Below are 24,911 nucleotides of genomic sequence, written 5' to 3'. Positions count from 1 at the left end.
TGTGGATAATTTTTTCAGTTTTGTTTTTTTCTTATTTTTTTGGAGTGCAGGATGTACTACGGCTTTGATGTGGGTGGAACCAAAATTGAGTTCGGTGCGTTTAACGAAAAACTTGAGCGCGTAGCGACTGAACGTGTACCAACACCAACCGATAACTATGACCTACTGGTTGAGACTATTGCTGGCTTGGTAAGCAAATACGATGCTGAGTTTGGGCGTGAAGGCACTATTGGCTTGGGTCTACCTGGTATGGAAGATGCCGATGATGGCACAGTACTTACAGTTAATGTACCTGCTGCTAAAGGCAAACCTCTGCGTAAAGATCTTGAAGCCAAGATTGGTCGTGCAGTAAAAATCGAGAATGATGCTAACTGTTTTGCGCTGTCAGAAGCTTGGGACGAAGAGTTGCAAGATGAGCCATCAGTACTGGGTTTAATCCTTGGTACGGGGTTTGGTGGCGGCTTCATTTATGAAGGCAAAGTTTTCTCTGGTCGTAACCACGTTGCGGGTGAAGTGGGCCATACGCGCCTACCAATCGATGCGTGGTTCCATCTTGGTGAAAATGCCCCTCTGCTAGGTTGTGGTTGTGGGAAGAAAGGTTGTTTGGACAGCTACCTGTCTGGCCGTGGCTTCGAGCTGATCTATGCCCATTATTACGGCGAAGAGAAGAAAGCCATCGAGATCATCAAGGCACATGCCGAGGGTGAAGCCAAGGCAGTAGAGCACGTAGAACGTTTCATGGAGCTTTTGGCTATCTGTTTTGCCAACCTGTTTTCAGCCAACGACCCGCATGTCGTTGCGTTGGGTGGTGGCCTGTCAAACTTCGATTTGATTTACGAAGAAATGCCAAAGCGTATTCCTAAGTACCTGCTTTCTGTTGCCAAGTGCCCGAAAATCATCAAGGCCAAACATGGCGACTCAGGCGGTGTTCGTGGTGCTGCATTCCTGAATATTAAGTAATTTACCACTCTGCTAACACTATTCGCTAACTATAAAGCACCGTCTTAACGGTGCTTTTTTTATCTCACACTTACGCGACTTTTTTGCTAAAATCCCGCCTCTTTTGAAAATTGTCGGTATTGCGCATGTCTTTCCAATCCTTGGGGCTGAATGGCCAACTCGTTGAAAATGTCTCTTCACTCGGTTTCGAAGTACCAACACCGGTGCAGTCACAGGCTATTCCCGAAATTTTGGCAGGCCATGATGTACTTGCTGGCGCGCAAACCGGCACGGGTAAGACTGCTGCTTTTGGGCTTCCATTATTACATCGCCTGTTGGAAGACAACTCTAACGCGACTGAGGCCAAACAGGTCAAAGCGTTGATCCTGACTCCAACCCGCGAGCTTGCGCAACAAGTTTTCGATAGCATGAGCCAATATGCTAATGAGACTGGACTGAAAGTTGCCGTTGCTTATGGTGGCACAAGTATGAAGGTACAGGTAAAGGCGCTGGAGTCCGGTGTTGATGTCCTTGTTGCGACACCTGGTCGCCTGCTTGACCATGCCCACGTCCGCACGGTCGACCTTCGTAAGGTCAACTATCTGGTTCTTGATGAAGCAGACCGGATGTTGGATATGGGCTTTATCGATGACATCAAACGTATTCTTAAGCGTATGCATACCCAGCGTCAGACATCTTTTTTCTCGGCGACGTTTGGTAAGCAGGTGAAAAAGCTGGCCTATGATATTCTTGATGATCCAAAGCTAATTGAAGTCACACCGAGCAATAGCACGGCTGTTACGGTTGAGCAGATGGTTTATCCGGTTGATAAACATCGTAAAAGTGAATTACTGGCGTACTTAATTGGTTCACGTAACTGGCAACAAGTATTGGTGTTCACCAAAACTAAGCAGGGTTCTGATGAACTTGCTAAAGAGTTGGGCAAGGATGGCATCAAGGCTGTTTCCATTAATGGCGATAAGAGCCAAGGTGCCCGCCAACGAGCTCTTGATGATTTTAAATCCGGCAAGGCTAGGGTGCTGGTTGCTACCGATGTGGCTGCCCGTGGCCTAGATATAGAGCAACTGGAATATGTGGTTAACTATGAGATGCCTTTTAAGGCAGAAGATTACGTTCACCGCATTGGTCGTACTGGCCGAGCAGGGCAAACTGGGCATGCCATTTCATTGATGAGCCTCGATGAAGAATGGGCGTTGCGTGCAATTGAAGAGTTGTTAGATACACGTTTGCCGCAGCAATGGTTGGAAGGTTATGAACCCGATCCAACGATTGAACCACCAGAGAACCGTCGACGTGGACGGTCAAGTGACAAGCGCCGTGCCAAGGCGAAATCTCAAATTCATAAAAACAGAGGCCGTCACCGTCAGAGAAAATAACGGTTAATGACGCCCGAGAAATAAGTACAAAAAGCACCACGCAATGTGGTGCTTTTTTTGTGTCAAAATATACTCTGAAGTAGATTATTTTAGTGAAAGCTTGTGACTGAAGCGCTATTTATAAAGGGTTTTTTCGCTTGGTGAACTAATGATGTTGGTGATGGAAGCAGTTTCTGGTACTGTTTTTCGCCTTATTTCTTGTGGTAACCCACCCGTTTCATCTTACTTCATTCTCATAGGTACTCAGTGGATAACTTAAGACGACGTATACGACTAGCAGCTTACCTCCTGCTTACGTTTTCATCGTTAACGACTATTCTCCATCTTTTGGGTGGGTTTGAGAAAACACTTGAAGTTGACGTTAGAAATGTCCTTTATTCTAGTGTCGATGACAGTACACAGGGAGGAAATACGCAATCATTTATCGACTTTAATGGAAAGTCGGTCGTACTGAATTGTGATATTGGCGAAGAGGGGAAATGGCCTTTTTGCGAGATATCTCTAGAGCTCAACAATAATCTCGCGGCATTGGACCTTTCATCTTTTCACTCTATGGGCATTGATGTTGATTATTTCAGCCCAGTTGATGGTGAACGACTTCGGGTGTACCTTCGCAACTTTGATCCAGCCTACTCGACTGAAGCGGATCCTGTCTCATATAAATTCAATGCCATTGAATATGCTCCAGGGCTAGACAACGGCATTAAGGTTATTCCTCTGGAATCCTTTCAGGTTCTCTCGTGGTGGATCGCCGAATACGAAGTCCCTATTGAAAACTCAGGCCCTCAGTTTGACAACATAGTAAAAATTGAGATTGCGACGGGTAGCCATATCAAGCCTGCACATTACACACTCAAGTTAAACCGCTTGGTGTTTTATGGCCACTGGTTATCGGAGACGGCGCTGCTTAAGGTTAATATTTTGATGTGGATATTAACGGCTATCTATTTTTTGGTGGCAGAGCGTCGCCGTTTGGCTGAGCAAGTTAATGAGATGGGAGCCAAAGCGGATTATTTGAAACAGGTGAACCAGCAACTCTACCAGCAATCTTTGGCTTTTGAAGAGATGGCATTTACCGACAACCTGACAGGGACTCAAAATCGCCATGCCGTCGATCGGTGGTTAAAGGATATTGTCGACTTTTCGCAACGCAACTGCCATGCGCTGTCTTTGGTTTATATCGATATTGATTATTTCAAGCGTATCAACGATACCTTGGGGCATCATGGTGGCGATGAAGTGCTGAAAGAGTTTGGGCGCGTTCTAAATTTACGCGCCAGAAAAACCGATGTGGTTGTTCGCTGGGGAGGGGAGGAGTTTATTATTTTTTGCCCCGCTACGAACCTACGTGGAGCTCGGGAGTTCGCAGAAATGGTTCGTGAAATTGTTGAAAATTATCAGTGGACGAATCGGCTTCCCATTACCTGTAGTATCGGGGTTACTGAATACCTTTCTGGTGAAGATATTGAGGTCTTTATACAGCGGGCAGACAATGCGCTGTACAAAGCAAAACAACAAGGGCGAAATCGAGTTGTGGAAGTGATAGGGCCTTAAGTTATTGAGAAAAACCAGCAACCATGATTGCTGGTTTTTTATTAAGGGGCTCTATTTCTTTATTATTTGGTGCAATGCTTGATTGCGTTTGCTAGTAGCTCAGTTGCTGTTTGGTGGCATTCTGGCAGTGAGATATCGGTTTCATTTACTGGTGTGACACGTTGACCCCACTTGATAACCGATGCCCCCCAAGTTAACCCCGCACCAAAAGCGGCAGATAAAATGGTGTCACCAGGTTTAATTCGGCCTTGTTCAACGGCTTCGCATAACGCAATAGGGACGGTAGCTGCGGAGGTATTGCCGTACTGGTGAATATTGATAAACGCTTTTTCTTGAGGGATCTTTGCGTGATCACACAGGGCTTCAATGATCCTTTGGTTTGCCTGATGGGGAATAACCACATCTATATCGTCTTGCGTTAGGTTGGCACGGTGCAACACAGTATTGGCCGCAGTTCCCATACCGCGAACAGCGCGGCGGAAGATTTCCCTGCCCACAAAGTTAAAGGCAAAATGGCCGGCATCAGGATTGAAGCGGTCCATGGCTGTGCCGAACTCTGGAATAGCCAGCACGTCTCTACCTTCAGGATCGCAACCTAGCTGGGCATCAAGTAAGCCTGACATTTGAGTGGAGCGGCTTAAAACAGCAGCCCCTGCGCCATCACCGAAAAGCACGGCAGTATCTCGTTGGCTCCAGTCTAGGTACCATGAAAGGCGCTCTGCGCCGATCACTAATACGTGCTGGTAGTTCCCGGCTTGGATCATTTTGGTGGCTGTTTCCAAACCATAAAGAAAACCAGTACAAGCAGCGTTCATGTCAAAGGCTGCAGCCTTGGTAGCACCAAGGTCAAGCTGTACTTTAGAGGCAATATTCGGGACTAGGGTATCAGGAGAGCAGGTGGCAATAATGATTAAATCGAGCTCTGAGGCATCGACACCTGCAGCCGCGAGTGCTCTCGCGCCTGCGACTCGGGCAAGTTCAGAGGTATTCACATGACTAATGCGTCTAGATTCTATTCCGGTACGCGTTCGAATCCATTCATCAGAAGTATCAACAAATTGGCTAAGCTCGGTATTGCTGAGCTCTGTAGGGGGGAGGCACTTTCCCCATCCAGTAATTTCCGCGTAGTACATAACTTCACTCGTATTTTTATTTGGCTAAACCAAAATAAACTATAACTGACTGTTAACACAAGGGTTACGGTTATTCTCTGTACAGAACTTGAGGTTATGTCAGAAGTCACTATTTGTTACACTGTGCATAGCTAATAACCATAAGGAAATAACCAATGATTCGTTTGGGTGTAATCGGTACTAACTGGATAACGGATCGCTTTATCAGTGCGGCACTATCGACTGGGCAATATCAATTGGCAGCGGTTTACTCAAGAAAACTGGAAAAAGCGGCGGAGTTTGCCAGTAAGTATGGTCAAGTAGAATGTTATGACTCGTTGGACGATCTTGCAAACAGTGATGTGATCGATGCGGTGTATATCGCGAGCCCTAATTCACTGCATGCTCCTCAAGCTAAAGTGTTTATCAATGCAGGTAAACATGTCATTGGTGAGAAACCACTGGCGTCAAATATTACCGAAGTTCAGGAGTTGGTTGAGCTTGCTGTTGAAAAGCAGGTACTGCTGTTTGAGGCGATGAAAGCCACCTATGTGCCTAACTTTGAAGTGATTAAAAAAGCGTTACCTAAACTTGGCCGTGTCCGTAAAGCCTACTTTTCATATTGCCAATACTCTTCACGTTACCAAAAATACCTTAATGGTGAGAATCCCAATACCTTTAACCCGGCGTTTTCCAACGGCTCCTTAATGGATATTGGCGTATATCCACTGAGCAGTGCCATTGCATTGTTTGGTGAGCCAAGCAGTATGACGGCGCAAGGAAGTTTGCTCGATTCCGGGGTAGATGCCCACGGTACGTTAGTGCTTCACTATCAAGATTTTGATGTCACTATTGCTCACTCAAAAGTCAGTGATGGGGTTATCCCGAGTGAAATCCAAGGAGAGCAGGGGACCTTACTGATTGATTTTATATCTGAATGTCATGGGGTTAAGCTTTGTCGCCGTGATGAGCCTGTGGTCGACTTAAGCGTTGAACAAGATGAAAATGCGATGCGTTACGAAGCAGAAGAGTTTGCCCGTTTGTATCAGGCCGGTGTGGTTAACCATGATGGGCTGCTACGTACCCAGATAGTCAGCGCTATTACTACGCAGGCAAGGGGCATTATAGGTGTCCGTTTCCCGGCAGATGAAATGTAAATCAGCCAATAAAGAAAGGGTGGTCAATGACCACCCTTTTTGATTTTGAATACTTGAACGGCTAGTGATTACCAGAACAGATATGCAAGTGCTGATAGGGCCGCAATACAAAGAATGTTCAAGTAAATACCGACTTTCATCATGTCAGATTGCTTGATGTGACCTGAGCCAAACACGATGGCGTTAGGTGGTGTCGCAACCGGTAACATGAATGCGCAAGAAGCAGCAACGGCAATTAGCGCTGACAGAATAACTGGGGATACGCCAAGTGCTTCTGCAACAGTCGCAAAGACAGGAACTAGTAGTGCCGCACTCGCTGTGTTACTCGCAAATTCAGTCAGGAATACTACGAAACCTGCGATAACCAAGATGGTAAAGAACAGACCTGCTTGCTCAAGGAAGCCACTCAAGCTGTGCGCTAGGAATACACTGGTGCCTGTCGCTTTTAATACGTTACTTAGACAGATACCACCACCGAACAGTAGTAACACACCCCAATCTGTTGATTTTTCAATATCTTTCCATTGAACTACGCGAGATGCACCCAGCATAACGATAGCTGACAGGGCAACCAAGGTGTCGAAGTTCTTGAAGCCACCCAACATGCCATTGATTGGCTTGCTGAAGATCCACAGCATAACCGTGATACCGAAGATAATTAGAGTGGCAAGTTTACTGTTATTCCATTCAACAGGTTTGTGGTCTAATTCGAAGGTATGTTTAAGGTTTGGTTTCAGGATGAAGTAAAGCAGAGCAACGGTAATCGGTAACAATACAATCGAGACAGGTAGACCGAACGCCATCCACTCAGTGAAGCTCAAGCCAACCTCTGCTGCTGCAATAGCATTAGGGGGGCTACCAACAACTGTTGCGATACCACCGATACTTGCACAGTAGGCAATACCAAGTAGTACGAAGACATAAGTACTGCGTTCGCTCTTAGCGTTAACTTTATTTAGTACACCAAGTACCAGCGGAAGCATCATTGCGGTTGTCGCCGTGTTACTGATCCACATTGAAAGGGCTGCTGAAACACCAAATAACATAAATACAGCAACCGACATACGGCCTTGAGCGATGAGTAGCACCTTATCAGCTATGGCTTTATCTAGCTCTTGTTTGTGCAGCGCCGCAGCAAGTGCAAAGCCGCCAAGGAAGAGGAAGATGATAGGGTTGGCAAAATTACTCAGCGCTGCGGGCGTTGGGAAAATATCAAAGCCGACGGCAAGGATGGGGACCAAAATCGCAGTAATGCTGACATGCAGTGCTTCTGTCAGCCAAAGTACTGCAACGAAAGCAAGAATACTAAGACCAACAACCACTTCTTTTTCAAAAGGTAAGGTATTTAATAGTAGGGTAAAGAGGGCGATGTCTGCCAGCAGAATAATACTGTTCCGGTCAAACAGCCACTTGCGTAGTGTCATAGTCAAGGCTGTCATAGTTGTTTCCTTTCATCTGATTATAGTTATCACATGCAATCTTTTGCACTAAGGTGACTCGAGATGAATGTTATCAACTGTTTTGATTTTGTTAATGCCTGTGTGTCTAATTGTTGGTCGTTTGACGATTTGATTGAATGAATTGTGAGGTTATTAAGTGGGAATGTGTAGAAAAGTACCCATTTTTATTTCTGATTTTTATTAATAAATATCATACAAATATCGCTGAATTGGCTTTTTACTTTTTGGTATCAATCATTGTGATATCGCTCTCATAGATTGCGTGTTCTCGTTTATGCTTGTTGCCTGTCTTTATGCTAAAGGTATCATAAGCGCCAGTGATATAGTTTTGATTATTAATTGTTGGCAGGAAGTATGAAACAGGAAGGAACCAGGAAGCGTATAAGGCAGGATGCACAGGTACATGTTCGTAATGTAAGAGCAAAATTTATTAAGTCATTTGGGAGTTTATCCAAAGCAAGCCAGGTTATAACTAATGGCACTTCTACTTTGAAATAAGAGAAAGCTCAATCATGATGTGATAAAAATACATACCCAGCGCATGACTGGGTATGTATTTTTATTAAGAGAAGTATTGAGCGTCAAGTAGGGAGGTTCGGACCTTCTAACTCAATGGGCTCTTTTTCAATCGGCTCTTTCGGGCCTGCAAATTTAGGCTTCATATCAAGGATATACACATCGATAAGCGCTTTGATCCTAGCAAGCACTTCACGGGTTCGTATTTTAAGCCCGGCTAAGCCTTTTGGCTCAGGGACAGAAAGGCAAATCGCATCAATTTGATTTCGGTCTGCAATGAAGAGGGCCCGCTCACAGTGAAAGCGCTGAGTAATGATGACAAAGTGGTTAGCATCAAAAACACTCTTAGCCCTTACTACTGAATCGAGGGTTCGAAAACCGGCATAATCCAACACAATGTCTTGCTCTGGTATGCCAGACCTCAACAAGTCACGTTTCATCGTCCATGGTTCATTGTAGGAACGATGGGCATTATCACCACTTAGCAGCAAGATATTGACTTTCCCTTCTTGATAAAGCTGCAAAGCGGCATCGATTCGATACTGGTAGTAGGGGTTAAGGGATTTCGCAATGTATTTACTTGTCCCTAAGACTAAACCAATAGATCGGGCAGGGGTGGCCTGCGTGTTGTCAAAAATACGAGATGAAGCCTGATCGGAGAACCATCTGTCGATCAATAATATGCTTGAGATGACGAGAATACAGCCTATTGCACTGAAACGTATGATATTCAATATCTTCATAACGTCTCGGCATCTGACTTGGCTGAAAATGCGGCCAGAGAAAAAATGCCTCTCTGGCTGTCAAGATAGTACATGTGCGACTAATTCCCTTGTGTTGCTAATAGCGAAAAAATACGATTCTGCGTTTCAGTAGTTTAACCTAATCGATTGAGTCTGTTGTGTAAAATCAGCGTCAAATACGCGCCTAATATAATGATTACGCTTGCAAGGGTGCTGTGGGTCAGATGGCGGGAAAAACAAAAGCCTTTTGGTCGGACATACTGGATTTGAACCAGCGACCCCTACTCCCCCAGAGTAGTGCGCTACCAAACTGCGCTAATGTCCGCCAAAAGGCTTTATATTCATTGCTTTAGCTGAGAATCGTTTTAAATTCTACAATACAAAGGAAAGAATGCAATAGGCGGTTAATCCAAAATAAAACCTGCCTCTCATTATTCGTGATAAAACTATCTATCTGATTTAAAAGTAATCAATCCTTTATTGTTACACGAGACGGACAATTACTAGAAAAGGGCTAGTGGTTGGACCTGGTGCCAGCATTCTTGCGATAGCTTCACTCGGTATATCGATGGGTTAGCGTTTTCGATGCTAACTTGAAGCCATTTTCCGTTAGGCTTATTCATGCTTTGATAACGTAGTGCTGTGAAGGGGAGATAAGGATATTGCCTGGATGCTTTTTTTTGCGTAATGACTGAAGTGCAGGACAATAAAACCCTGAATAACCTGAAACCAAACGTTATCGTTAAGGTCTCAACAAAGTGATAGTAGAAAAGTGTGATCCCAAAGTAGGGAATTGAAGTACAAGCTAAGATATTGAAAGTTATTGTTTCTTACTTGGGAATTTTGTTTTGCCGTTTGATTGGGCCTGTTGCTCAAAGGTTCATGAATTAGTTGTGACGAATCAATTTGCTAAAGTGTTCACCCTAGTCCACAATGACAATATGCAATCAAACCCTTCTGATTGCTGAATATTTGATAATTTCCTTAAATTTATGTTCACAAGGATTCTAACAAGAGGTATTATCAGCGCATCTACCCTTAGTAGTTCCTTAACTATTGCCACTCATTGCTTCTAACAACTTCTGTGCTGCATTGGATGTGGTTCAATATGACAAGAATTCTCTTGCCTTGATGCAAGGTACAATATTTTAGAATGTTATTTGCGTATCATCATGACATCACGAAAAAGCTCATATAATTGCTTGTGATCACTCTGCTTGATATTCAGTTTAAGAGGTAATATTGATGGATAACTTTGCAGCTGCTGAAAAAGCTTTATCAGCAATGCTTAATAGTGTTGAAGCGAAAACCGTTAAAGTTGATACAAAAACCGGTGTCGTAAAAGAAGAGCGTGTTGACTACCGCCAAGTACTGATTGATTTTGCTGATGAAGTACCGGGTCGCCAAAAGGCTGTGATTAAACGCATGCCTCTACACAAAATTAACAACCTTATTGCTGTTCTTCATGAGTTTAAAGAAGAAGCCCGCCAGGTAAGAATGATGGAAATCTTGGCCCTTATGGAAAAAGATGGTGTCGTTCCTGAAGATTTGGTTGATCAATTCGAAGAATAACAATCGCGCTTCTAACTGTTAATTGTAGATATTAGCCAGCATTCGGTAGAGTGTGGTTAAGCTAATTTAAAGTCTTCTGAACATCCTAGCTTCAGAACTTTTACTCTATTTGACTTAGAGTAACCCCTTATATGCCTCTTAAATGTGTCAATCAATCAATTGGCACATTTCTTTCTTTATATTATATGCACACTGTTACTACACAGCGTGCATTGTCTCTAAATACATATACTCGTATCCACATTAACGGTATTAGGGCGAATGTGTTCCTGATAGTATGCTTATGTAAGAAATAACATTAGCTGAAAAGGTTAAATAGTGGATACGTTGGTAGAAGCGCAACAGCTTGGAAAAAGTTACGGTAAGTTTCGAGCGTTAATGGGCATTAATCTTACCATTCAACCGGGGCAGGTGTTAGGTATCCTCGGCCATAATGGTGCTGGTAAGTCATCGCTAATTAAATGTTTACTCGGTGCTCATGACTACGATGGAGCATTAAGTGTTTTTGGTCTCGAGCCAAGGAAAGAGCGCGTTAAAGTAGTACGTGACTTGGCCTATCTCTCCGATGTTGCTGTTCTTCCAGAGTGGATGACAGTAAAACAGATAATTAAATATAGTGCTGGTGTACACCCTAATTTCGATCTTGCTTTAGCAGAAAAATATTTATCTCAAACCGACATTAAGTCATCGACTAAGATTGGCCGCCTTTCAAAGGGAATGAAGGTACAACTCCATTTAGCTTTAGTTATGTCTGCTGATGTCCGTTTGTTGATATTGGACGAACCTACGTTAGGTCTGGATTTGATGTTCAGAGAGCGCTTCTATAATCAGTTGATGGACTGGCTGAAGCAAGGTGAGCGTTCAATGGTTATTGCCAGCCATGAAATTGAAGAAGTCGCTCATCTACTGACAGACTTGCTGATTTTAAAGAAAGGGAAATCAGTAGCTGCTGGTACGGTTGAAGAGATAATGGGCCGTTTTCAAAAGGTCTGTGTAATAGAAGAAAACAAGCGCCAAGCTGAAGCTGCAAGGCCCCTATATATTCAGCAAGGGGTAAAAGAATCTATGTATATATATGAAAATGTTAAAGCAGATAAGCTTGTAGCGTTAGGCGAGGTCAGCGAGCCTTCCATGTCCGAAGTGTTTATTGCGCTGCAGCAGGAGGAAGCATGAGAGCTTGGTTTACTCTGCTGGAAAAAGAGCTGATTGAACACCGTATTGTCGTTCGGCTTCCGCTTTTATTGCTGGCTTTTGCCATTATCAATTTTGTTTTTGTCATGCAAGGAGACAATGTCTCATTCTCCGTTCAATCAAGTGGGCAAGGGATCATTGATTGGGGGATTGCTCAAGGAACATTTGCGGGCCTTATCGGCAAACTAAATGAAGTTGTGGCTGGTGTTGTCTACTTAGTTTTGTTTTTTATATACGTACCCAAAACACTACGCAAAGAAAAGCAAGAGGGAAGCTTGCTGTTTTGGCGTTCAATGCCGGTTTCAGATTATCAGGCCGTAGCGGCCAAAATGGTTTTTGCCCTAATAGTCATCCCGTTGATTGCATCTATCTTGATGCTGGCCGCCGATTTTATTATCTGGATAATGGCAACCATTTGGTTAACTCAAGACCTGATGGCGAGTTGGGGGATTTCTTTTGCCAATTTAGTTTCTCATTGGTTTGAGTTTCTAGGTCGGTTGGGATTAATGAGTATTGCGTTGTTTCCCCTTGGCGCAGGGTTTATGGCACTGTCACAGCTTACTCGCTACCCACTTCTTGCAGCGATTTTAGTGGTGATCTTATTTAAAATTGCGATGTTTCAGGCGACAGGCTCAAGCGAAGTCGGCAATGTGCTTTCAGAGATTTATGGCTTACCGTTCTCAATTTTGACGGGATCGTCTGCCTTGAGCGTTTTTGCTGGTTTCGGTGTTTTTTCCCATCTGGTTATGTTGTTGGTTGGAGTGGGTTTGTTCTTGATGAGCTGCTGGCTGAGAGGGCGGGATGATATGCTAAGGATGATGTAGTCCAAGTACTACCCTCAGATATAAAAAAACGGAGAATGTTGTCATTCTCCGTTTTTTTAATTATGGATTCGAGCGGGTTTAACTATGCCGCTACAACAGTGTTTAGGTACTCTACCTCACGCTTGTACTTACGTACGTTGCGTGAAAGGGTACCTTTAGGCACATCGAAACGCTTCTCTGCTTCATAGCTAGATAGGCCTTCGAAAATCACAGCTTCAACAGCAATACGCTGGTTTTCAGATTTGAAGATGCGTTGTGCAATAATTTTATATTGTGAACGGTTCATGTGTTGTGTACTCGCTAGGCAAAAAACATTCCCAGAGGAAATCTCTAAGGAAGAAAAGTTAGTTCTCATTTATGATTGATGAGATTACCAGCTGAACCCTAACAGAACCTTAATCGATTAAGCGTAATCCTGTTGGTAGTGCATCACCGAATACGCGCTTAGTTTCACTCTCCGTCAGCACTTTGACGCTCGATACCATTTCTATCCAACTTTCTGGCGCTTTGCTCGATTTTAGCTTCGAAATTACGTCATTTCGATTCTTTTCATCGATGTCCAAAGTGCGGTCTCCAGTCATCCGGCACATCATTACTGCGGCAAAAGCGATGTTCGAGTCTTTACGCCAGTCGAAGTCCATAAGCTCCGGCAAGCAGTAGGCAACATGCTGCGGGGTGAGCAAATTGTGAGCACTACCATAAAACGGACTGCGTGTGGCAATACGGCCAATCGCCCACCAATGTGCCTGCGAGTACTGGGTTTTTTGTAGGCGGCCAAAAATCCATTCGATTAGCTGAAGTTTTTTGTCAAACGGCAGGTTTTCAAGGCTAGCCGCCAAGCGAACCATATCTTCATAGCTTCGCTCTTGCATCTCTTTGGCAAGTTTGCTGTTACGGCTTGCCGTAGGGTTGATGTACTTCGCGATGTCTTTGTAGATAACAAGTTGCTGCTCTTGGCTTAGCCCGCCTGATACCCGGCGCCAGAACGTCCACCAATCACTCCATGTCTGAGCACTAGTGTTTGATTGGACGCCATGTTGGTACAACTGCCAGATTTGCTCCATTCGCCATTCATCAGATGGGTAGCCAAAGCCCGGGCGCATGGTAAAGCCGGTCAGTTTCAACCAGTTCCGCTCGTGGAGATCAGAGCGGCGACGCCTTTTCTTGCTTTCTAGCAATGCATTGGCGAGTTCTCTGAGGCACGGGGTTTCCCAATCGTCACGTTTGCCGAGGGTTTTCTCTAACTGGTTACGGAGGGTCTTGATGGTTTTCGGATCATTGTTCTTGGTACTGCCGCCGTAAGCTTGTTTCACTAGCGAAATCGCATCATCCATGCGTGCTGGTAAGGCAGATTGCGCAAGGGTAGAGTCGTCGCCCTCACGGCTGAGTTTTGCTAAATCCTTACGGATGGCAAATTCTACTTTCCAGCGTTTGTTGTCATCATGGATGCTCACGCACTCTAGTTGCAGTGTACCCACTTCTGTCAGTTGACAGGCGAGGGTGACTTCTTCGCGATCTTTTTGGTTAGCTGCAAGCTCTGCCCGATCACGATCACTGTCAAGCGTTGCAATAAATGGTGGCAACGATACGAAACTCTCCTCATCAACCGTGAATATTTCACCTGCTTGTGTGTGACTGTCATCGGTAGATGACACAAGGTTAAACCTAACGGGCTCACCTAGTGTTAGTGCAAATTTGCGGTCTTTCAGGCGAATTTCAGTGCTTTCATCAATGCCTTTAGGTAATAGGCAGAGGCCTTGCTTCTGGCGCTTTTTATTTTCAAGTACCAAGAAGAATGAACGGGCAGAGCCGCCGCCAATCTTAAGTTGGGCACCGTGACGAGCTTTGGCGTAAGCGACTGCGCCATAGGCGACAGCAAGGTCTGGATGCGGATTATCAAGCTGGGTGACGCTGTCACCTTTCCAGTTAGAGAAAGTATCAAGCACTCGATTAGATAGCAGCGGGCTGTTGAAGACACCACCGTTAAGCAATACTGCTACCGGAATGGCTGGTTGGTCGTCTTGCGGTGCTTGTGAACTGCCTTTTAGGGACTCACGACAGACTGAATCATGCAGGCTAATGAATTGGGCTAGGTGTTTGCTGATAGCTGGGTCGGCTGCATATGGAAGACCGAACTCAATCACTGCAGCCTGACGGTGGCTTGGTTGGTCACTGAAGTCAGTTTGGGGGAAGAAGCCATCAAGGGCGATTTGATGGACTTCATCGCGAGTCATATCAATGCTTTTCGACCCGCCGATTAACCGCGAACCACTGCCCAGCATAGTGACTTTGGCCGTATCAGGAGCGTTACCTGACAGCAATTGTTCTTTAACCTTGCGTGTCTGTTGAATCAGCTTCGAAAGACCAGAGGCACTTAACTTTTTGCTACCGCCATGCAGGCGTTGCTCGGCAAGGTGGGCGAGGGCAAGGTCAATGTTATCACCCCCTAGCATTAGGTGGTCACCAACACCAATTCGGTCAAGAGTGAGCTTTTCATCCTTGGTACCGACTTTGATCAGGCTAAGGTCGGTCGTACCACCACCTACATCGCAGACCATGAGTAATGGAATATCTTTGAGGATATCTTCGGCGTTATCTTTGTGTTTGGCGTACCAGTCATAACAGACAGCTTGAGGCTCTTCCAATAGTAGAATATTGCCAAAGCCAGCCAGTTTCGCCGCTTCTAGCGTTAGCGCCCTTGCTCCCTCATCAAAAGAAGCAGGAACTGTGATCACGACTTCCTGATCTTTGAGTTTGTCACTAGGGTGATGGTAATCCCATGCCTGACGAACATGGTTTAAGTAGCTGGCACTTGCGATAACAGGAGAGACTTTTTCGACACTTGCATTGGACGACCAAGGAAGGATGGCCTCGGTTCTGTCAACGCCGGTGTGTGATAACCAGCTTTTGGCACTGACGACTTGCCGGCCTTCCACCTTTGCGCCCATTTCCCTTGCGAGCTCACCGATAATCGCATGTTGAATATCCCCTGCGACAGGTTCGATATCCCAAGGTAGCACCATTAAAGCGGGATCAATTTCGCCTTCGGCTGGGTGATAGCGAAATGAAGGAAGAAGTGGTTTACGTGCAACCTCACCCGGGGCGATAAGCTGGTCGATTTCAAAAATCTGTATTGGGCTTGATTCTAGGTTATCTGAAATCGGTGTGTAGGCGACAACGGTGTGTGTTGTACCGAGATCAATACCGACAAGGTAGCGAGGAGAAGTCATGCATCACTCCAGACGTGTTGTTTTAATACTTTTTAAGGTTTTCGATAGTATCCCAAAAGGGGATTGAGTGCATTAATGAAGGTGCTATCTTTATGATCAAATCTTTGATTTCAAAAAAAGAAAATGTCCTATCTAAACGCAAATAAAAACGGCGCCCTGAGGCGCCGTTTTAGATAACAAAGTGTTATTTCTCGCGAACGTCGAATTCGACTTGCCACTTCTGACCGCCATCGGTCGGAATCGCTTCAAGGCAAAGGCTGCCAAGCTCAGTGACACGAGAGGCCAGGCGAACTGGAACGATTTCGCCTGCAGTGCGGCCATCAGATACAGGTAGAGTGACCTGAATAGCAGGAAGTTCCTCTAGTTCTTCTGGTTGCCACCAGTCAAGGTGAGTACCTGCTGGGTCATCACGGCGCACTGTTGAACCGAAGAACTTGAACTGAACAGGTTGGCCAATGACCAGGCCGAACTCACGGCTAGGTACGTCGGCGTGGGTTCCTTCTTCCATACCGAATGGGGCAACACAGAGTGCTTCTAGTGGTGGTTCCATACCTGGGATTGCAGGCATAGCGCTCTCGATACCGACGTAGTAGCTACTTGCGATACCGCCACGAATACGTACGCCTTTGCCTTTACGCACAGAGCCGTAGTAAGACGCACCGCTTGCAACAGCAAGATCGAGATCCAGACCTTCAAGAAGTTTTGCTTCAGGGCTACCTGCTGTTGTCAGCCAGCTATTGATGATAGAAAGCAGACGCTCAGACAGTAGATCTGATTTCAGCACACCACCGTTGAACAGGATAGCTGTAGGGCGGATAAAGCCTTCGTGAAGCTGGTCGTATTTCTCGAATAGCTCATCGACAGCCGAAGACTGACGGCTTAGGAAGCCAGCAACATGGCGAGAAACCGCAGCATCTTGAGCGTATGGCAGGCCCATTTGGGTCAATGCACCACGCTGCATCTCGACAGGGTGCTGCTCAACAGTGTTGCGAGGGAAGAAACCTTCAACCAGCGTCTGCTGAACTTCTTCCTGAGTAAGCTCAGTTTGCAGAGTGCCGCCAAGCAGTTTAGAGCCACGGCTTGGGACAACAATCGGCACAGCCTGAAGCTCAGCATCGCTTAGCAGTGCTTCTTTAGCATCACGGCAAGCGTGTGTGATGGCTTGGATCTGCCAAGGTTGAAGCTGCTTGCCTTCTTGTGCAAGCTTCATCTTCAAGCGGTAGGCCAAAGCAAGGTCCATGTTGTCGCCGCCAAGCAGGATATGGTCACCAACAGCAACGCGGTTAAGTGTCAGGTTACCTTCTTCCTCGGTTACAGCAACCAATGAAAGGTCAGTCGTACCACCACCGATATCAACCACCAAGATCACATCGCCGACAGTGACCTGATCACGCCATGTATCGTCGTTGTTTCTCAACCAGCTGTATACGGCCGCTTGCGGCTCTTCCAGCAGTGTCATGTGCTTGAAGCCAACTTCTCGTGCCGCCTCAGCCGTAAGATCACGAGCTGCAGGGTCAAAGGATGCAGGAACGGTAATTGTTACGTCCTGATCAAAAAGCGGCGTTTCAGGGTGTTGGTGGTTCCAAGCTTCTGCTAGGTGGGCAAGGTATTGACGGGTCGCCTCTAGCGGTGAAGCCTTGGTGACTTCGTCAGGGCTGTTCAATGGCAGGAAGGCATCACGGCGGTTGACACCACCATGGCATAGCCAGCTTTTTGCACTAGCAATCAAACGAATCGGGGTTTTGCTACCTAGGTTACGAGCCATAGCACCAACAATCGCGTTTGGCTGCGCAGACCAAGGTAGGGCAGTATCACCTTCCGCAAGTTCAGACTCATGGGCCTGATACATGAAAGAAGGCAGTTGGCTCTTTTCTTCAACGTTGCCCGGCGTCGTTAGCTGGGCAATTGGCATAACGTTGACGCTGGCGTCTTCGTCTTGCAAATCTACATAAGATAATACGCAGTGGGTGGTACCTAAGTCGATACCAACACTGTAACGGTGTTCTTGAATTTCTTGCATCACAGTTCTACCTCAGCGGCGGCAACAATTTTCGCATCGTGACCTTCTGCCAGTTTAGGCAGTTTAATGTCAGTCACTTTCCAGCCGCGGTGGATTAGGGTTCCGGTAAATGGTGCTTCGCCAACGACATTACCTGTTAGGCGCACTTCAGAAGCGTTAAAGCCTTTTGGTAATGTAATACGTGTTTCTTCTTCTTCGGCACGTACTGGGGCAAAGCTGAAGTATTCTGATAGCACTTTCTGGCCGCCTTCGTGAATGACGCGGGCAGCAGCGCCGATTTCAGCATCGCTGAAACCTTTAAGGTCTTCTTGCATGAAGTCGATAAAACGTGCTTCTTGTTGAAGCAGTGATAGAAGTTGCAGTGCCGCGTCAGGTGTAGAAGTTTTTAGCTTAGGCTCAACTTCGACAATCTTCTCGACTACCTTTTCAACTTCGACAACTTTTTCGACCTCGATGATTTTCTCGACAGGTTTTTCAACCTCAACGATTTTCTCGACTTCTTTCTCAACAACTTTCTCGACTTCGACAGGTTTACCTTTCTTCGAGATATAAAGTACCAGCATGACGAGCAACAAACCGCCCAACCAAGCATGTCCCATATCAATCGTTGTCGGCATTGCCGATAAGTCCACAGTTAATTCAGAAAAATCAAAAGCCATATGTCGTCTTCTCTATAAAGTGAGAGTTTAATTCACAAATTAGGGCGAATATTATCATAATCAAGGTGCAATACATCTAAGGGGGGTATTTTTTTGCCCTCTATTAAGCATTTAGCTACCTTATCGCTTAATTTAACACCAAATAAGGTTTACATTGCTCTGTCATTTGGTCGTTTATAAAATGATACACTGTTTTTGCGCTGCTTTTTGCATAAACATAGCTGCCATTTTGTCGCCTGAGTGTTTCATTCAGTGAGACTATTCATGAATTTGCTATTGTTTAGCAGCGCCTCAAGCGAATTTTCGGTAGACTAGCGCCGAAATCTATCAATCTTAGGTGAGAGAATGTCTTCTGATTTTTATGGAACCAGTGCAGCGTATGCTCGTAAAGAGCAAGGCTACCGTGAAAAAGCGCTGAAACTATTTCCTTGGGTTTGTGGTCGTTGTGCCCGTGAGTTTGTCTATTCAAACCTAAGAGAGTTGACGGTCCACCATGTTGACCATGACCACACGAATAACCCTGAAGATGGCAGCAACTGGGAACTACTCTGTTTGTTCTGCCATGATCATGAGCACGAAAAATACACTGAGCACGACAACCAGATGGGCAGTGTAGTTAAAGCGGGTGAAGATGATCACCAAGCTGCGACATTCAATCCTTTTGCTGATCTCAAAGCAATGATGGAAAAGAAAAAGTAACCAACAAGGTAAGCAGGGATCAAGGGTAATTGAGTACCCCTTTTATATCTGCAATATTTTCGGCGATCCACGTTTTGTTGATCGCCCCCCAATCCTCTATTTCATACTTTCCACTCCGGTTACGTTCGCCTTTCGTTTGTTTGAAGGTACAAACGATATCAAGATCAGCCAAGCTTTTGATGGTATCTTGCGCGGTCCTTCGTGGCATGCCGGTATACTCCAAAATGCCCGGCACCGTTGCTATACCTGAATCAATAAGGTGGGCAACATAAAGCCGTCGATAAAAACTAGACTTGGTTTTGCTGATAGTCACTCCATGACTCCTTTCTAAACAACCTCTTAACTATCACACTAGCATTAAAACCATTACCGTTGCACTAATAAATCTTGATTCAACTAATACGACTCATTCTCAATTAAGGTTTTTGATCTCATCAAGTTATCAATTTCTCTGAAGCTAGCTAGAGTTATAGGTATCCATCAAATTTGGAGAATAAGATGAGTGATGCTAACCAGCACCGTTCTGAGTTGAAGGCTTTTCTGTTTATTACCGTTGTACTGTTTCCCATTCTTGCTGTTGCCGTTGTTGGTGGCTATGGGTTTTTTGTTTGGTTTTTACAGGTAGTGACAGGCTAGTAATAAAAATAATCAACAGCTTGTGTGATTGTCTTTACCGTGAAGCAATAGTTGAGTGAGGAAGCAATGAAATGTTCCCGGCGTAAGTTTATCAAAGCACAGGCCGCGGCCAGTGCAGCTGCAGCAGCAGGTATTTCGATACCGGTTGTAGCCAGTAATGTAGTTACGGATGCATCGAAAACCCAGATCACCTGGGAGAAAGCACCTTGTCGATTCTGTGGTGTAGGGTGTTCGGTAAATGTGGGTGTAAAAGATGACAAGGTTGTCGCCACCCATGGTGATATTAAATCGCCTGTTAATCGCGGCCTCAATTGTGTGAAAGGCTATTTCCTATCGAAGATCATGTACGGTGATGATCGCCTGACTCAGCCCCTGCTGAGAATGAAAGACGGGAAATACGATAAAGAAGGCGACTTCACCCCGATTAGCTGGGATCAAGCTTTCGATATCATGACCGAAAAATGGAAAGCGGTGTTGAAAGAAAAAGGGCCCGAAGCGATTGGTATGTTTGGCTCAGGACAGTGGACAATCTATGAAGGTTACGCTGCTGCTAAGCTGATGAAAGCCGGGTTCCGCTCAAACAATATCGACCCGAATGCTCGACACTGTATGGCATCTGCCGTAGTAGGCTTCATGCGTACTTTTGGTATTGATGAGCCAATGGGTTGTTACGATGATATCGAATCAGCTGATGCTTTCGTCCTCTGGGGTTCAAACATGGCAGAGATGCACCCGATACTCTGGACGAGGGTCACGGACCGCAGACTGTCTAACCCCGATGTGAAAGTGTCAGTTCTCTCTACTTTTGAACACCGCAGTTTTGAGTTGGCTGACATTCCGATTGTGTTCGAACCACAAACTGATTTGGCTATCCTCAACTTCATTGCCAATTACATCATCACCAACGACAAAGTGAATAAAGACTTTGTCGACAAGCATGTTAACTTCCGCCGAGGTGCAACCGATATTGGGTATGGACTACGCCCTGAAAATCCGCTTCAGCAACAAGCCAAGAACCCTGACAGCGGTGACTCTGACCCAATGACCTTTGAGGAATTCAAAGAGTTTGTCTCGGAGTACACGGTTGAAAAAGCCAGTGAGATGTCTGGTGTGAAACCTGAACGACTCATTGAACTTGCTGAACTCTATGCTGACCCAGATACTAGAGTGACCTCTTTCTGGACTATGGGCTTTAACCAGCACACCCGAGGGGTATGGTGTAATAACCTGGTTTATAACATCCACCTGCTTACCGGTAAAATATCTACTCCGGGCAATAGCCCATTCTCGCTGACAGGTCAGCCATCGGCATGTGGTACGGCCCGTGAAGTCGGTACCTTCTCTCACCGCCTGCCTGCTGATATGGTGGTGAACAACCCAGAACACCGTAAAGTCGCTGAAAAAATCTGGAAACTGCCTGATGGCACGATTCCTGAGAAAGTCGGGGCACATGCGGTATTGCAAGCCCGGATGCTCAAAGACAGTAAGATCAATGCGTATTGGATCCAGGTTAACAATAACCTCCAGGCCGGACCAAATATCAATGAAGAAATCCTGCCAGGTTACCGTAATCCAGACAATTTCATAGTGGTATCCGATGCTTATCCTACAGCCACGGCACAGGCTGGCGATCTAATCTTGCCAACCGCTATGTGGGTGGAAAAAGAGGGAGCATACGGTAACGCAGAACGTCGTACCCAACTGTGGCACAAGATGGTCGATGCACCGGGAGAGGCAATGTCTGACCTGTGGCAATTGGTTGAGTTTTCTAAACGCTTCAAAACGGATGAAGTGTGGCCGAAAGAACTGCTTGATGCGAACCCAGACTACAAAGACAAAACGTTATATGACGTCTTGTTTGCCAACGGTCAAGTCAACCAGTATCCACTGGAAGATATCACAGAAGGGCACAGCAACGACGAATCAACACAATACGGCTATTACTTGCAGAAAGGGCTGTTTGAAGAATACGCCCAGTTTGGCCGTGGCCATGCCCATGATTTGGCGCCATTTGAGGTTTACCATGAAGTACGGGGGTTACGTTGGCCGGTTGTAGATGGAAAGGAAACCCTGTGGCGATTCAAGGAAGGTTCTGACCCTTACGTCAAGCCGGGTAGCGGTTATGAGTTTTATGGTAAACCTGATGGCCGGGCGGTTATTTTTGCCCTGCCTTATGAGCCACCTGCAGAAAGCCCGGATGAAGAATACGATCTATGGCTTTCCACTGGTCGTGTACTTGAGCACTGGCATTCAGGCTCAATGACCCGCCGTGTCCCTGAACTACACAAATCTTACCCGAACGCCCAGGTGTTTATGCATCCAGATGACGCAAAGGCACGAGGCATGCGGCGCGGTGATGCGGTGAAAGTGATCTCACGAAGGGGGGAGATCATTACCCGAGTTGAAACTAGGGGGAGAAATAAACCACCGAAAGGCTTGGTGTATGTCCCTTGGTTTGATTCTAGCCAGCTGATCAACAAGGTAACACTTGATGCAACCGATCCGCTTTCCAAACAGACAGACTTTAAAAAGTGTGCTGTCAAAGTGGTAAAGGCATAGGAGGTTAATCATGAACAGAATACTTGCTGTGCTTTTGATGTTGTTTACCACAGGGGTTGTCATTGCGGCGACTGAAGCGATTAGAGGAGATGAGCTAGCGACGACCCGGCAACATGCTCTTAACGGTGAACCTAAACCGCCAATGATGAACAAAACCATTAACGACGATAGGATCCCTAAGCGAAACTACCCAATGCAGCCGCCGGTGATCCCACATAAGATCGATAATTACCAAGTTGATTTGAATGCGAACAAATGTATGGCCTGCCACGCACGTAGTCGAGTGGAAGAAACCCAGGCGAGAATGATCAGTGTCACTCACTATATGGATAGAGACGGTAACTTCCTTGCAGAGCTCTCGCCACGGCGTTACTTCTGCGAGCAGTGTCATGTGGTACAGACTGATGCTAAACCATTGGTTGGTACCTCATTTACCGATCTCGATACGCTGCTCGATCAAGAGAAGTAAGGGAGGAAGCGTATGTGGCAATGGTTGAAAAAATGGTGGGCGCTAATCCGTTCACCGGCAAAGTATTTTAGTCTTGGTTTTTTGACACTCGGTGGTTTTATCGCTGGGGTGATTTTCTGGGGGGCGTTTAATACTGGGATGGAGTTTACTAACTCAGAGCCATTCTGTGTTAGTTGCCATGAGGATAATGTCTATCAGGAGATACAGGGAACCATTCATTTCACTAACCGTACAGGGGTTAGGGCGATTTGTTCTGATTGTCATGTGCCACATGACTGGACGGATAAAATGGCCCGTAAGATGCAAGCCTCCAAAGAGGTTTGGGCTTGGGTAACCGGGGCAATTTCTACTCCAGAGAAATTCGAAGCCCGCCGTTTGCATATGGCGGAGCGAGAATGGACCAGGATGCAGAAAAACGACTCCCTTGAGTGCCGTAACTGTCATGAGTTTAGCTATATGGACTTTACGCAGCAGTCACAACGCGCCTCAGTTCAACACTCAAGCTCACTGGCTGATGGTTCGAAAACCTGTATCGACTGTCATAAAGGTATTGCTCATCGCCTACCAGATATGAAAGGTGTTGAAGGGTTTTAAGCCTGCATTTAGTTATAGATATAGCGTGTAGGATTGATTAGTAAAATTAAACGGCCAAAATTGACATTTTTATTGCATTGTGTCGATTTTGGCCCTTTTTTTATCTGTGCTTTTTATTGTTCAATTGCCCTAAAGTACAGCAGATTATTCATGAATCTTATTGTTTTGCGTGCTGCAGCCAAATAATGGCTTGAAGCTTATAATTTTACTGTGCTTGTAAGGTTATCAAGGGTAGAATTCGCAGCGATTTACTGCGTCATTTAGAGGCGGTAAATATTTCTGAAATTACCTACGGCGATACCTTTTTTATGAGCAAATATGCTGCACCTCGCTTCTCAATGAAACTGTTGGGACCGCGTTACTGGCCAACACTGCTATTAATCCTTGTTATGTATTTGCTAAGTTGGCTGCCTTATGTTGTTCAGCGTCGTTTAGGGCAGGGGATTGGCCGATTGGCTTTGACAATAATGAAGAAGCGGCGTTTTACCATTGAGCGAAATCTCGAACTTTGTTTCCCAGATATGACAAAGGAGAGACGGGAGCAAATTATCAAGGCCAATATTGACAATACGGGCCTTGCCTTGTTTGAAACTGGTATGGCTTGGTTCTGGTCTGATGCCCGCGTGAAACGCCACGTTCGCATTGAGGGCATGGAGCATATCGAACAACTCGAAGCTGAAGGTAAAGGTGCGCTGTTTATTGCTGTTCATTCATTAAACTTAGAGTTGGCTGCACGGGCATTTGGTATCCATAAATCTGGTACAGGCATATATCGCCCTAACAACAATCCTTGTTTTGACTTTGTGCAATATCGAGGTCGAGCCCGCTCAAACCGTACTTTAATCGATCGTAAAGATGTAAAAGGTATGCTCAATGCACTGAGTACGGGGCAGCGTGTATGGTATGCCCCAGATCATGATTATGGTGTTCGACGTTCTACATTTGCTCCACTTTTTGCCGTTGAGCAAGCCTGCACGACAACAGGTACAAGCTTATTGGTAGATGGCAGCGGGTGTGAGGTGATGACCTTTAGAATGGTGCGTGAGTCTAATTCTGGTGATTACGTAATTACGATTGAACCGCTTCAGGAGGCATTTCCACGTAATGAACCTGAACGAGCGGCGATTGTTGTTAATAAAGCGGTTGAGAGATCAATCCTTGCTGCGCCTTGTCAGTATATGTGGCTTCACCGACGCTTTAAAACCCGGCCAGAAGGTGAAGTTTCTCTATATCAGAAAGCGAGAACTGAGTTGAACTCCCGCGCAGCATAATGTCGCAATAGCACCACCCTTAAACTCGGCGTAGACCCTTAGTGGCTTGGAATCAACAAGCCACTTTCCTCTTTATCCCTTCATCCATATTTGCGCTATATTTTTAGTCATCAATGCATTACCGCTCATTGGTTGCTTAGTTTTGCTACGACAATCGCCTTATCTCTACTCACTGGCTTAATGAATACTGAAAATTAACGGTACAAAACTTCAGCCACTTGCATAGCCTATCCCCACGCAATAGAATGCAGTGTTCGATATAACTTCCGTAAATAGATCTTCCACTAAGGCATGCTTTAATGAGTCATA

The 24,911-nt window shown here is 45.6% G+C and carries 21 protein-coding genes and 1 tRNA gene; 13 read left to right on the top strand and 9 right to left on the bottom strand.

Annotated elements, in window-relative coordinates:
* Positions 1 to 51 precede the first annotated feature (51 nt).
* From nagK to C9J01_RS11675, 3 genes are all read left to right on the top strand, one after another.
* Positions 52 to 960 carry an N-acetylglucosamine kinase gene (gene nagK / locus C9J01_RS11685; RefSeq protein WP_107298307.1) on the top strand — a complete coding sequence of 303 codons (909 nt, stop codon included), beginning with the start codon at positions 52 to 54 and terminating at the stop codon, positions 958 to 960.
* A 125-nt stretch (positions 961 to 1,085) separates the two neighbouring features.
* On the top strand, positions 1,086 to 2,336 hold the full coding sequence (locus C9J01_RS11680; RefSeq protein ID WP_107298306.1) for a DEAD/DEAH box helicase: 1,251 nt from the start codon (positions 1,086 to 1,088) through the stop codon (positions 2,334 to 2,336).
* 246 nt (positions 2,337 to 2,582) lie between these two features.
* A complete protein-coding gene (locus tag C9J01_RS11675; protein ID WP_237156944.1) occupies positions 2,583 to 3,890 on the top strand; it encodes a GGDEF domain-containing protein in 1,308 nt (435 codons plus the stop codon).
* 62 nt (positions 3,891 to 3,952) lie between these two features.
* Here C9J01_RS11675 and C9J01_RS11670 read toward each other — a convergent pair whose 3' ends face one another.
* Positions 3,953 to 5,023, bottom strand: coding sequence for a ketoacyl-ACP synthase III (locus tag C9J01_RS11670; protein ID WP_107298304.1), 1,071 nt, complete (start codon positions 5,021 to 5,023; stop codon positions 3,953 to 3,955).
* Between the two features lie 155 nt (positions 5,024 to 5,178).
* Here C9J01_RS11670 and C9J01_RS11665 point away from each other — a divergent pair, with 155 nt between their 5' ends.
* The gene (locus C9J01_RS11665) at positions 5,179 to 6,159 is read left to right on the top strand and encodes a Gfo/Idh/MocA family protein (RefSeq protein WP_107298303.1); all 981 of its coding nucleotides are present in this window, start codon (positions 5,179 to 5,181) and stop codon (positions 6,157 to 6,159) included.
* 68 nt (positions 6,160 to 6,227) lie between these two features.
* On the opposite strand, the gene C9J01_RS11660 is transcribed toward C9J01_RS11665, so the two are convergent.
* The 3 genes from C9J01_RS11660 to C9J01_RS11650 all read right to left on the bottom strand — a co-directional run bounded on the left by C9J01_RS11660 (position 6,228) and on the right by C9J01_RS11650 (position 9,203).
* Positions 6,228 to 7,598, bottom strand: coding sequence for an SLC13 family permease (locus C9J01_RS11660; protein WP_107298302.1), 1,371 nt, complete (start codon positions 7,596 to 7,598; stop codon positions 6,228 to 6,230).
* A gap of 602 nt (positions 7,599 to 8,200) precedes the next feature.
* The gene (locus tag C9J01_RS11655; RefSeq protein WP_107298301.1) at positions 8,201 to 8,878 is read right to left on the bottom strand and encodes a SanA/YdcF family protein; all 678 of its coding nucleotides are present in this window, start codon (positions 8,876 to 8,878) and stop codon (positions 8,201 to 8,203) included.
* A gap of 248 nt (positions 8,879 to 9,126) precedes the next feature.
* Positions 9,127 to 9,203, bottom strand: a tRNA-Pro gene (locus C9J01_RS11650).
* Between the two features lie 920 nt (positions 9,204 to 10,123).
* Between C9J01_RS11650 and C9J01_RS11645 the strand changes: the two genes are divergently transcribed.
* The 3 genes from C9J01_RS11645 (at position 10,124) to C9J01_RS11635 (ending at position 12,465) form a co-directional block, all read left to right on the top strand.
* Positions 10,124 to 10,450, top strand: a complete 327-nt coding sequence (locus C9J01_RS11645) for a hypothetical protein (protein ID WP_107298300.1) — start codon at positions 10,124 to 10,126, stop codon at positions 10,448 to 10,450.
* Between the two features lie 318 nt (positions 10,451 to 10,768).
* Entirely contained in the window at positions 10,769 to 11,623 is an 855-nt protein-coding gene (locus C9J01_RS11640) for an ABC transporter ATP-binding protein (protein WP_107298299.1), read from the top strand.
* Positions 11,620 to 12,465, top strand: coding sequence for an ABC transporter (locus C9J01_RS11635; RefSeq protein ID WP_107298298.1), 846 nt, complete (start codon positions 11,620 to 11,622; stop codon positions 12,463 to 12,465). The genes C9J01_RS11640 and C9J01_RS11635 overlap by 4 nt, the downstream gene beginning before the upstream one ends.
* An 82-nt stretch (positions 12,466 to 12,547) precedes the next feature.
* Here the strand turns inward: C9J01_RS11635 and C9J01_RS11630 are convergent, their stop codons facing one another.
* The 4 genes from C9J01_RS11630 to C9J01_RS11615 all read right to left on the bottom strand — a co-directional run bounded on the left by C9J01_RS11630 (position 12,548) and on the right by C9J01_RS11615 (position 18,374).
* Positions 12,548 to 12,751, bottom strand: a complete 204-nt coding sequence (locus C9J01_RS11630) for a helix-turn-helix domain-containing protein (RefSeq protein WP_107298297.1) — start codon at positions 12,749 to 12,751, stop codon at positions 12,548 to 12,550.
* 109 nt (positions 12,752 to 12,860) lie between these two features.
* Positions 12,861 to 15,695 (bottom strand): Hsp70 family protein, encoded by a 2,835-nt coding sequence (locus tag C9J01_RS11625; protein ID WP_107298296.1) that lies wholly within the window; start codon positions 15,693 to 15,695, stop codon positions 12,861 to 12,863.
* 184 nt (positions 15,696 to 15,879) lie between these two features.
* A complete protein-coding gene (locus C9J01_RS11620) occupies positions 15,880 to 17,715 on the bottom strand; it encodes an Hsp70 family protein (RefSeq protein ID WP_158264535.1) in 1,836 nt (611 codons plus the stop codon).
* A complete protein-coding gene (locus tag C9J01_RS11615; RefSeq protein ID WP_107298295.1) occupies positions 17,715 to 18,374 on the bottom strand; it encodes a DUF2760 domain-containing protein in 660 nt (219 codons plus the stop codon). The genes C9J01_RS11620 and C9J01_RS11615 overlap by 1 nt, the downstream gene beginning before the upstream one ends.
* Before the next feature lie 345 nt (positions 18,375 to 18,719).
* Here C9J01_RS11615 and C9J01_RS11610 point away from each other — a divergent pair, with 345 nt between their 5' ends.
* The gene (locus C9J01_RS11610; protein WP_039459615.1) at positions 18,720 to 19,073 is read left to right on the top strand and encodes a YajD family HNH nuclease; all 354 of its coding nucleotides are present in this window, start codon (positions 18,720 to 18,722) and stop codon (positions 19,071 to 19,073) included.
* Positions 19,074 to 19,092: 19 nt separating this feature from the next.
* Here the strand turns inward: C9J01_RS11610 and C9J01_RS11605 are convergent, their stop codons facing one another.
* Positions 19,093 to 19,386: a winged helix-turn-helix domain-containing protein gene (locus tag C9J01_RS11605; protein ID WP_107298294.1), complete on the bottom strand. Its 294-nt coding sequence runs from the start codon at positions 19,384 to 19,386 to the stop codon at positions 19,093 to 19,095.
* Positions 19,387 to 19,571: 185 nt separating this feature from the next.
* On the opposite strand from C9J01_RS11605, the gene C9J01_RS11600 reads away from it, so the two are divergent.
* The 5 genes from C9J01_RS11600 to lpxL all read left to right on the top strand — a co-directional run bounded on the left by C9J01_RS11600 (position 19,572) and on the right by lpxL (position 24,602).
* Positions 19,572 to 19,709: a periplasmic nitrate reductase, NapE protein gene (locus tag C9J01_RS11600; protein WP_107298293.1), complete on the top strand. Its 138-nt coding sequence runs from the start codon at positions 19,572 to 19,574 to the stop codon at positions 19,707 to 19,709.
* A 66-nt stretch (positions 19,710 to 19,775) separates the two neighbouring features.
* On the top strand, positions 19,776 to 22,268 hold the full coding sequence (napA, locus tag C9J01_RS11595) for a nitrate reductase catalytic subunit NapA (protein ID WP_107298292.1): 2,493 nt from the start codon (positions 19,776 to 19,778) through the stop codon (positions 22,266 to 22,268).
* A gap of 10 nt (positions 22,269 to 22,278) precedes the next feature.
* Positions 22,279 to 22,737: a nitrate reductase cytochrome c-type subunit gene (locus C9J01_RS11590; RefSeq protein WP_107298291.1), complete on the top strand. Its 459-nt coding sequence runs from the start codon at positions 22,279 to 22,281 to the stop codon at positions 22,735 to 22,737.
* 12 nt (positions 22,738 to 22,749) lie between these two features.
* Positions 22,750 to 23,331, top strand: coding sequence for a NapC/NirT family cytochrome c (locus C9J01_RS11585; RefSeq protein ID WP_107298290.1), 582 nt, complete (start codon positions 22,750 to 22,752; stop codon positions 23,329 to 23,331).
* A 308-nt stretch (positions 23,332 to 23,639) separates the two neighbouring features.
* Positions 23,640 to 24,602 carry an LpxL/LpxP family Kdo(2)-lipid IV(A) lauroyl/palmitoleoyl acyltransferase gene (gene lpxL, locus C9J01_RS11580; RefSeq protein ID WP_107298289.1) on the top strand — a complete coding sequence of 321 codons (963 nt, stop codon included), beginning with the start codon at positions 23,640 to 23,642 and terminating at the stop codon, positions 24,600 to 24,602.
* Positions 24,603 to 24,911: the final 309 nt, after the last annotated feature.

It is taken from the genome of Photobacterium rosenbergii, assembly GCF_003026455.1.
GTDB lineage: Bacteria > Pseudomonadota > Gammaproteobacteria > Enterobacterales > Vibrionaceae > Photobacterium > Photobacterium rosenbergii.
This window is presented reverse-complemented; position numbering and strand designations above follow the sequence as displayed.

Coding starts and splice junctions, on each gene's coding strand:
- nagK (WP_107298307.1), top strand. CDS start 52: ATGTACTACGGCTTTGATGTGGGTGGAACCAAAATTGAGTTCGGTGCG.
- C9J01_RS11680 (WP_107298306.1), top strand. CDS start 1,086: ATGTCTTTCCAATCCTTGGGGCTGAATGGCCAACTCGTTGAAAATGTC.
- C9J01_RS11670 (WP_107298304.1), bottom strand. CDS start 5,023: ATGTACTACGCGGAAATTACTGGATGGGGAAAGTGCCTCCCCCCTACA.
- C9J01_RS11665 (WP_107298303.1), top strand. CDS start 5,179: ATGATTCGTTTGGGTGTAATCGGTACTAACTGGATAACGGATCGCTTT.
- C9J01_RS11660 (WP_107298302.1), bottom strand. CDS start 7,598: ATGACAGCCTTGACTATGACACTACGCAAGTGGCTGTTTGACCGGAAC.
- C9J01_RS11655 (WP_107298301.1), bottom strand. CDS start 8,878: ATGAAGATATTGAATATCATACGTTTCAGTGCAATAGGCTGTATTCTC.
- C9J01_RS11645 (WP_107298300.1), top strand. CDS start 10,124: ATGGATAACTTTGCAGCTGCTGAAAAAGCTTTATCAGCAATGCTTAAT.
- C9J01_RS11635 (WP_107298298.1), top strand. CDS start 11,620: ATGAGAGCTTGGTTTACTCTGCTGGAAAAAGAGCTGATTGAACACCGT.
- C9J01_RS11630 (WP_107298297.1), bottom strand. CDS start 12,751: ATGAACCGTTCACAATATAAAATTATTGCACAACGCATCTTCAAATCT.
- C9J01_RS11625 (WP_107298296.1), bottom strand. CDS start 15,695: ATGACTTCTCCTCGCTACCTTGTCGGTATTGATCTCGGTACAACACAC.
- C9J01_RS11620 (WP_158264535.1), bottom strand. CDS start 17,715: ATGCAAGAAATTCAAGAACACCGTTACAGTGTTGGTATCGACTTAGGT.
- C9J01_RS11615 (WP_107298295.1), bottom strand. CDS start 18,374: ATGGCTTTTGATTTTTCTGAATTAACTGTGGACTTATCGGCAATGCCG.
- C9J01_RS11610 (WP_039459615.1), top strand. CDS start 18,720: ATGTCTTCTGATTTTTATGGAACCAGTGCAGCGTATGCTCGTAAAGAG.
- C9J01_RS11600 (WP_107298293.1), top strand. CDS start 19,572: ATGAGTGATGCTAACCAGCACCGTTCTGAGTTGAAGGCTTTTCTGTTT.
- napA (WP_107298292.1), top strand. CDS start 19,776: ATGAAATGTTCCCGGCGTAAGTTTATCAAAGCACAGGCCGCGGCCAGT.
- C9J01_RS11590 (WP_107298291.1), top strand. CDS start 22,279: ATGAACAGAATACTTGCTGTGCTTTTGATGTTGTTTACCACAGGGGTT.
- C9J01_RS11585 (WP_107298290.1), top strand. CDS start 22,750: ATGTGGCAATGGTTGAAAAAATGGTGGGCGCTAATCCGTTCACCGGCA.
- lpxL (WP_107298289.1), top strand. CDS start 23,640: ATGAGCAAATATGCTGCACCTCGCTTCTCAATGAAACTGTTGGGACCG.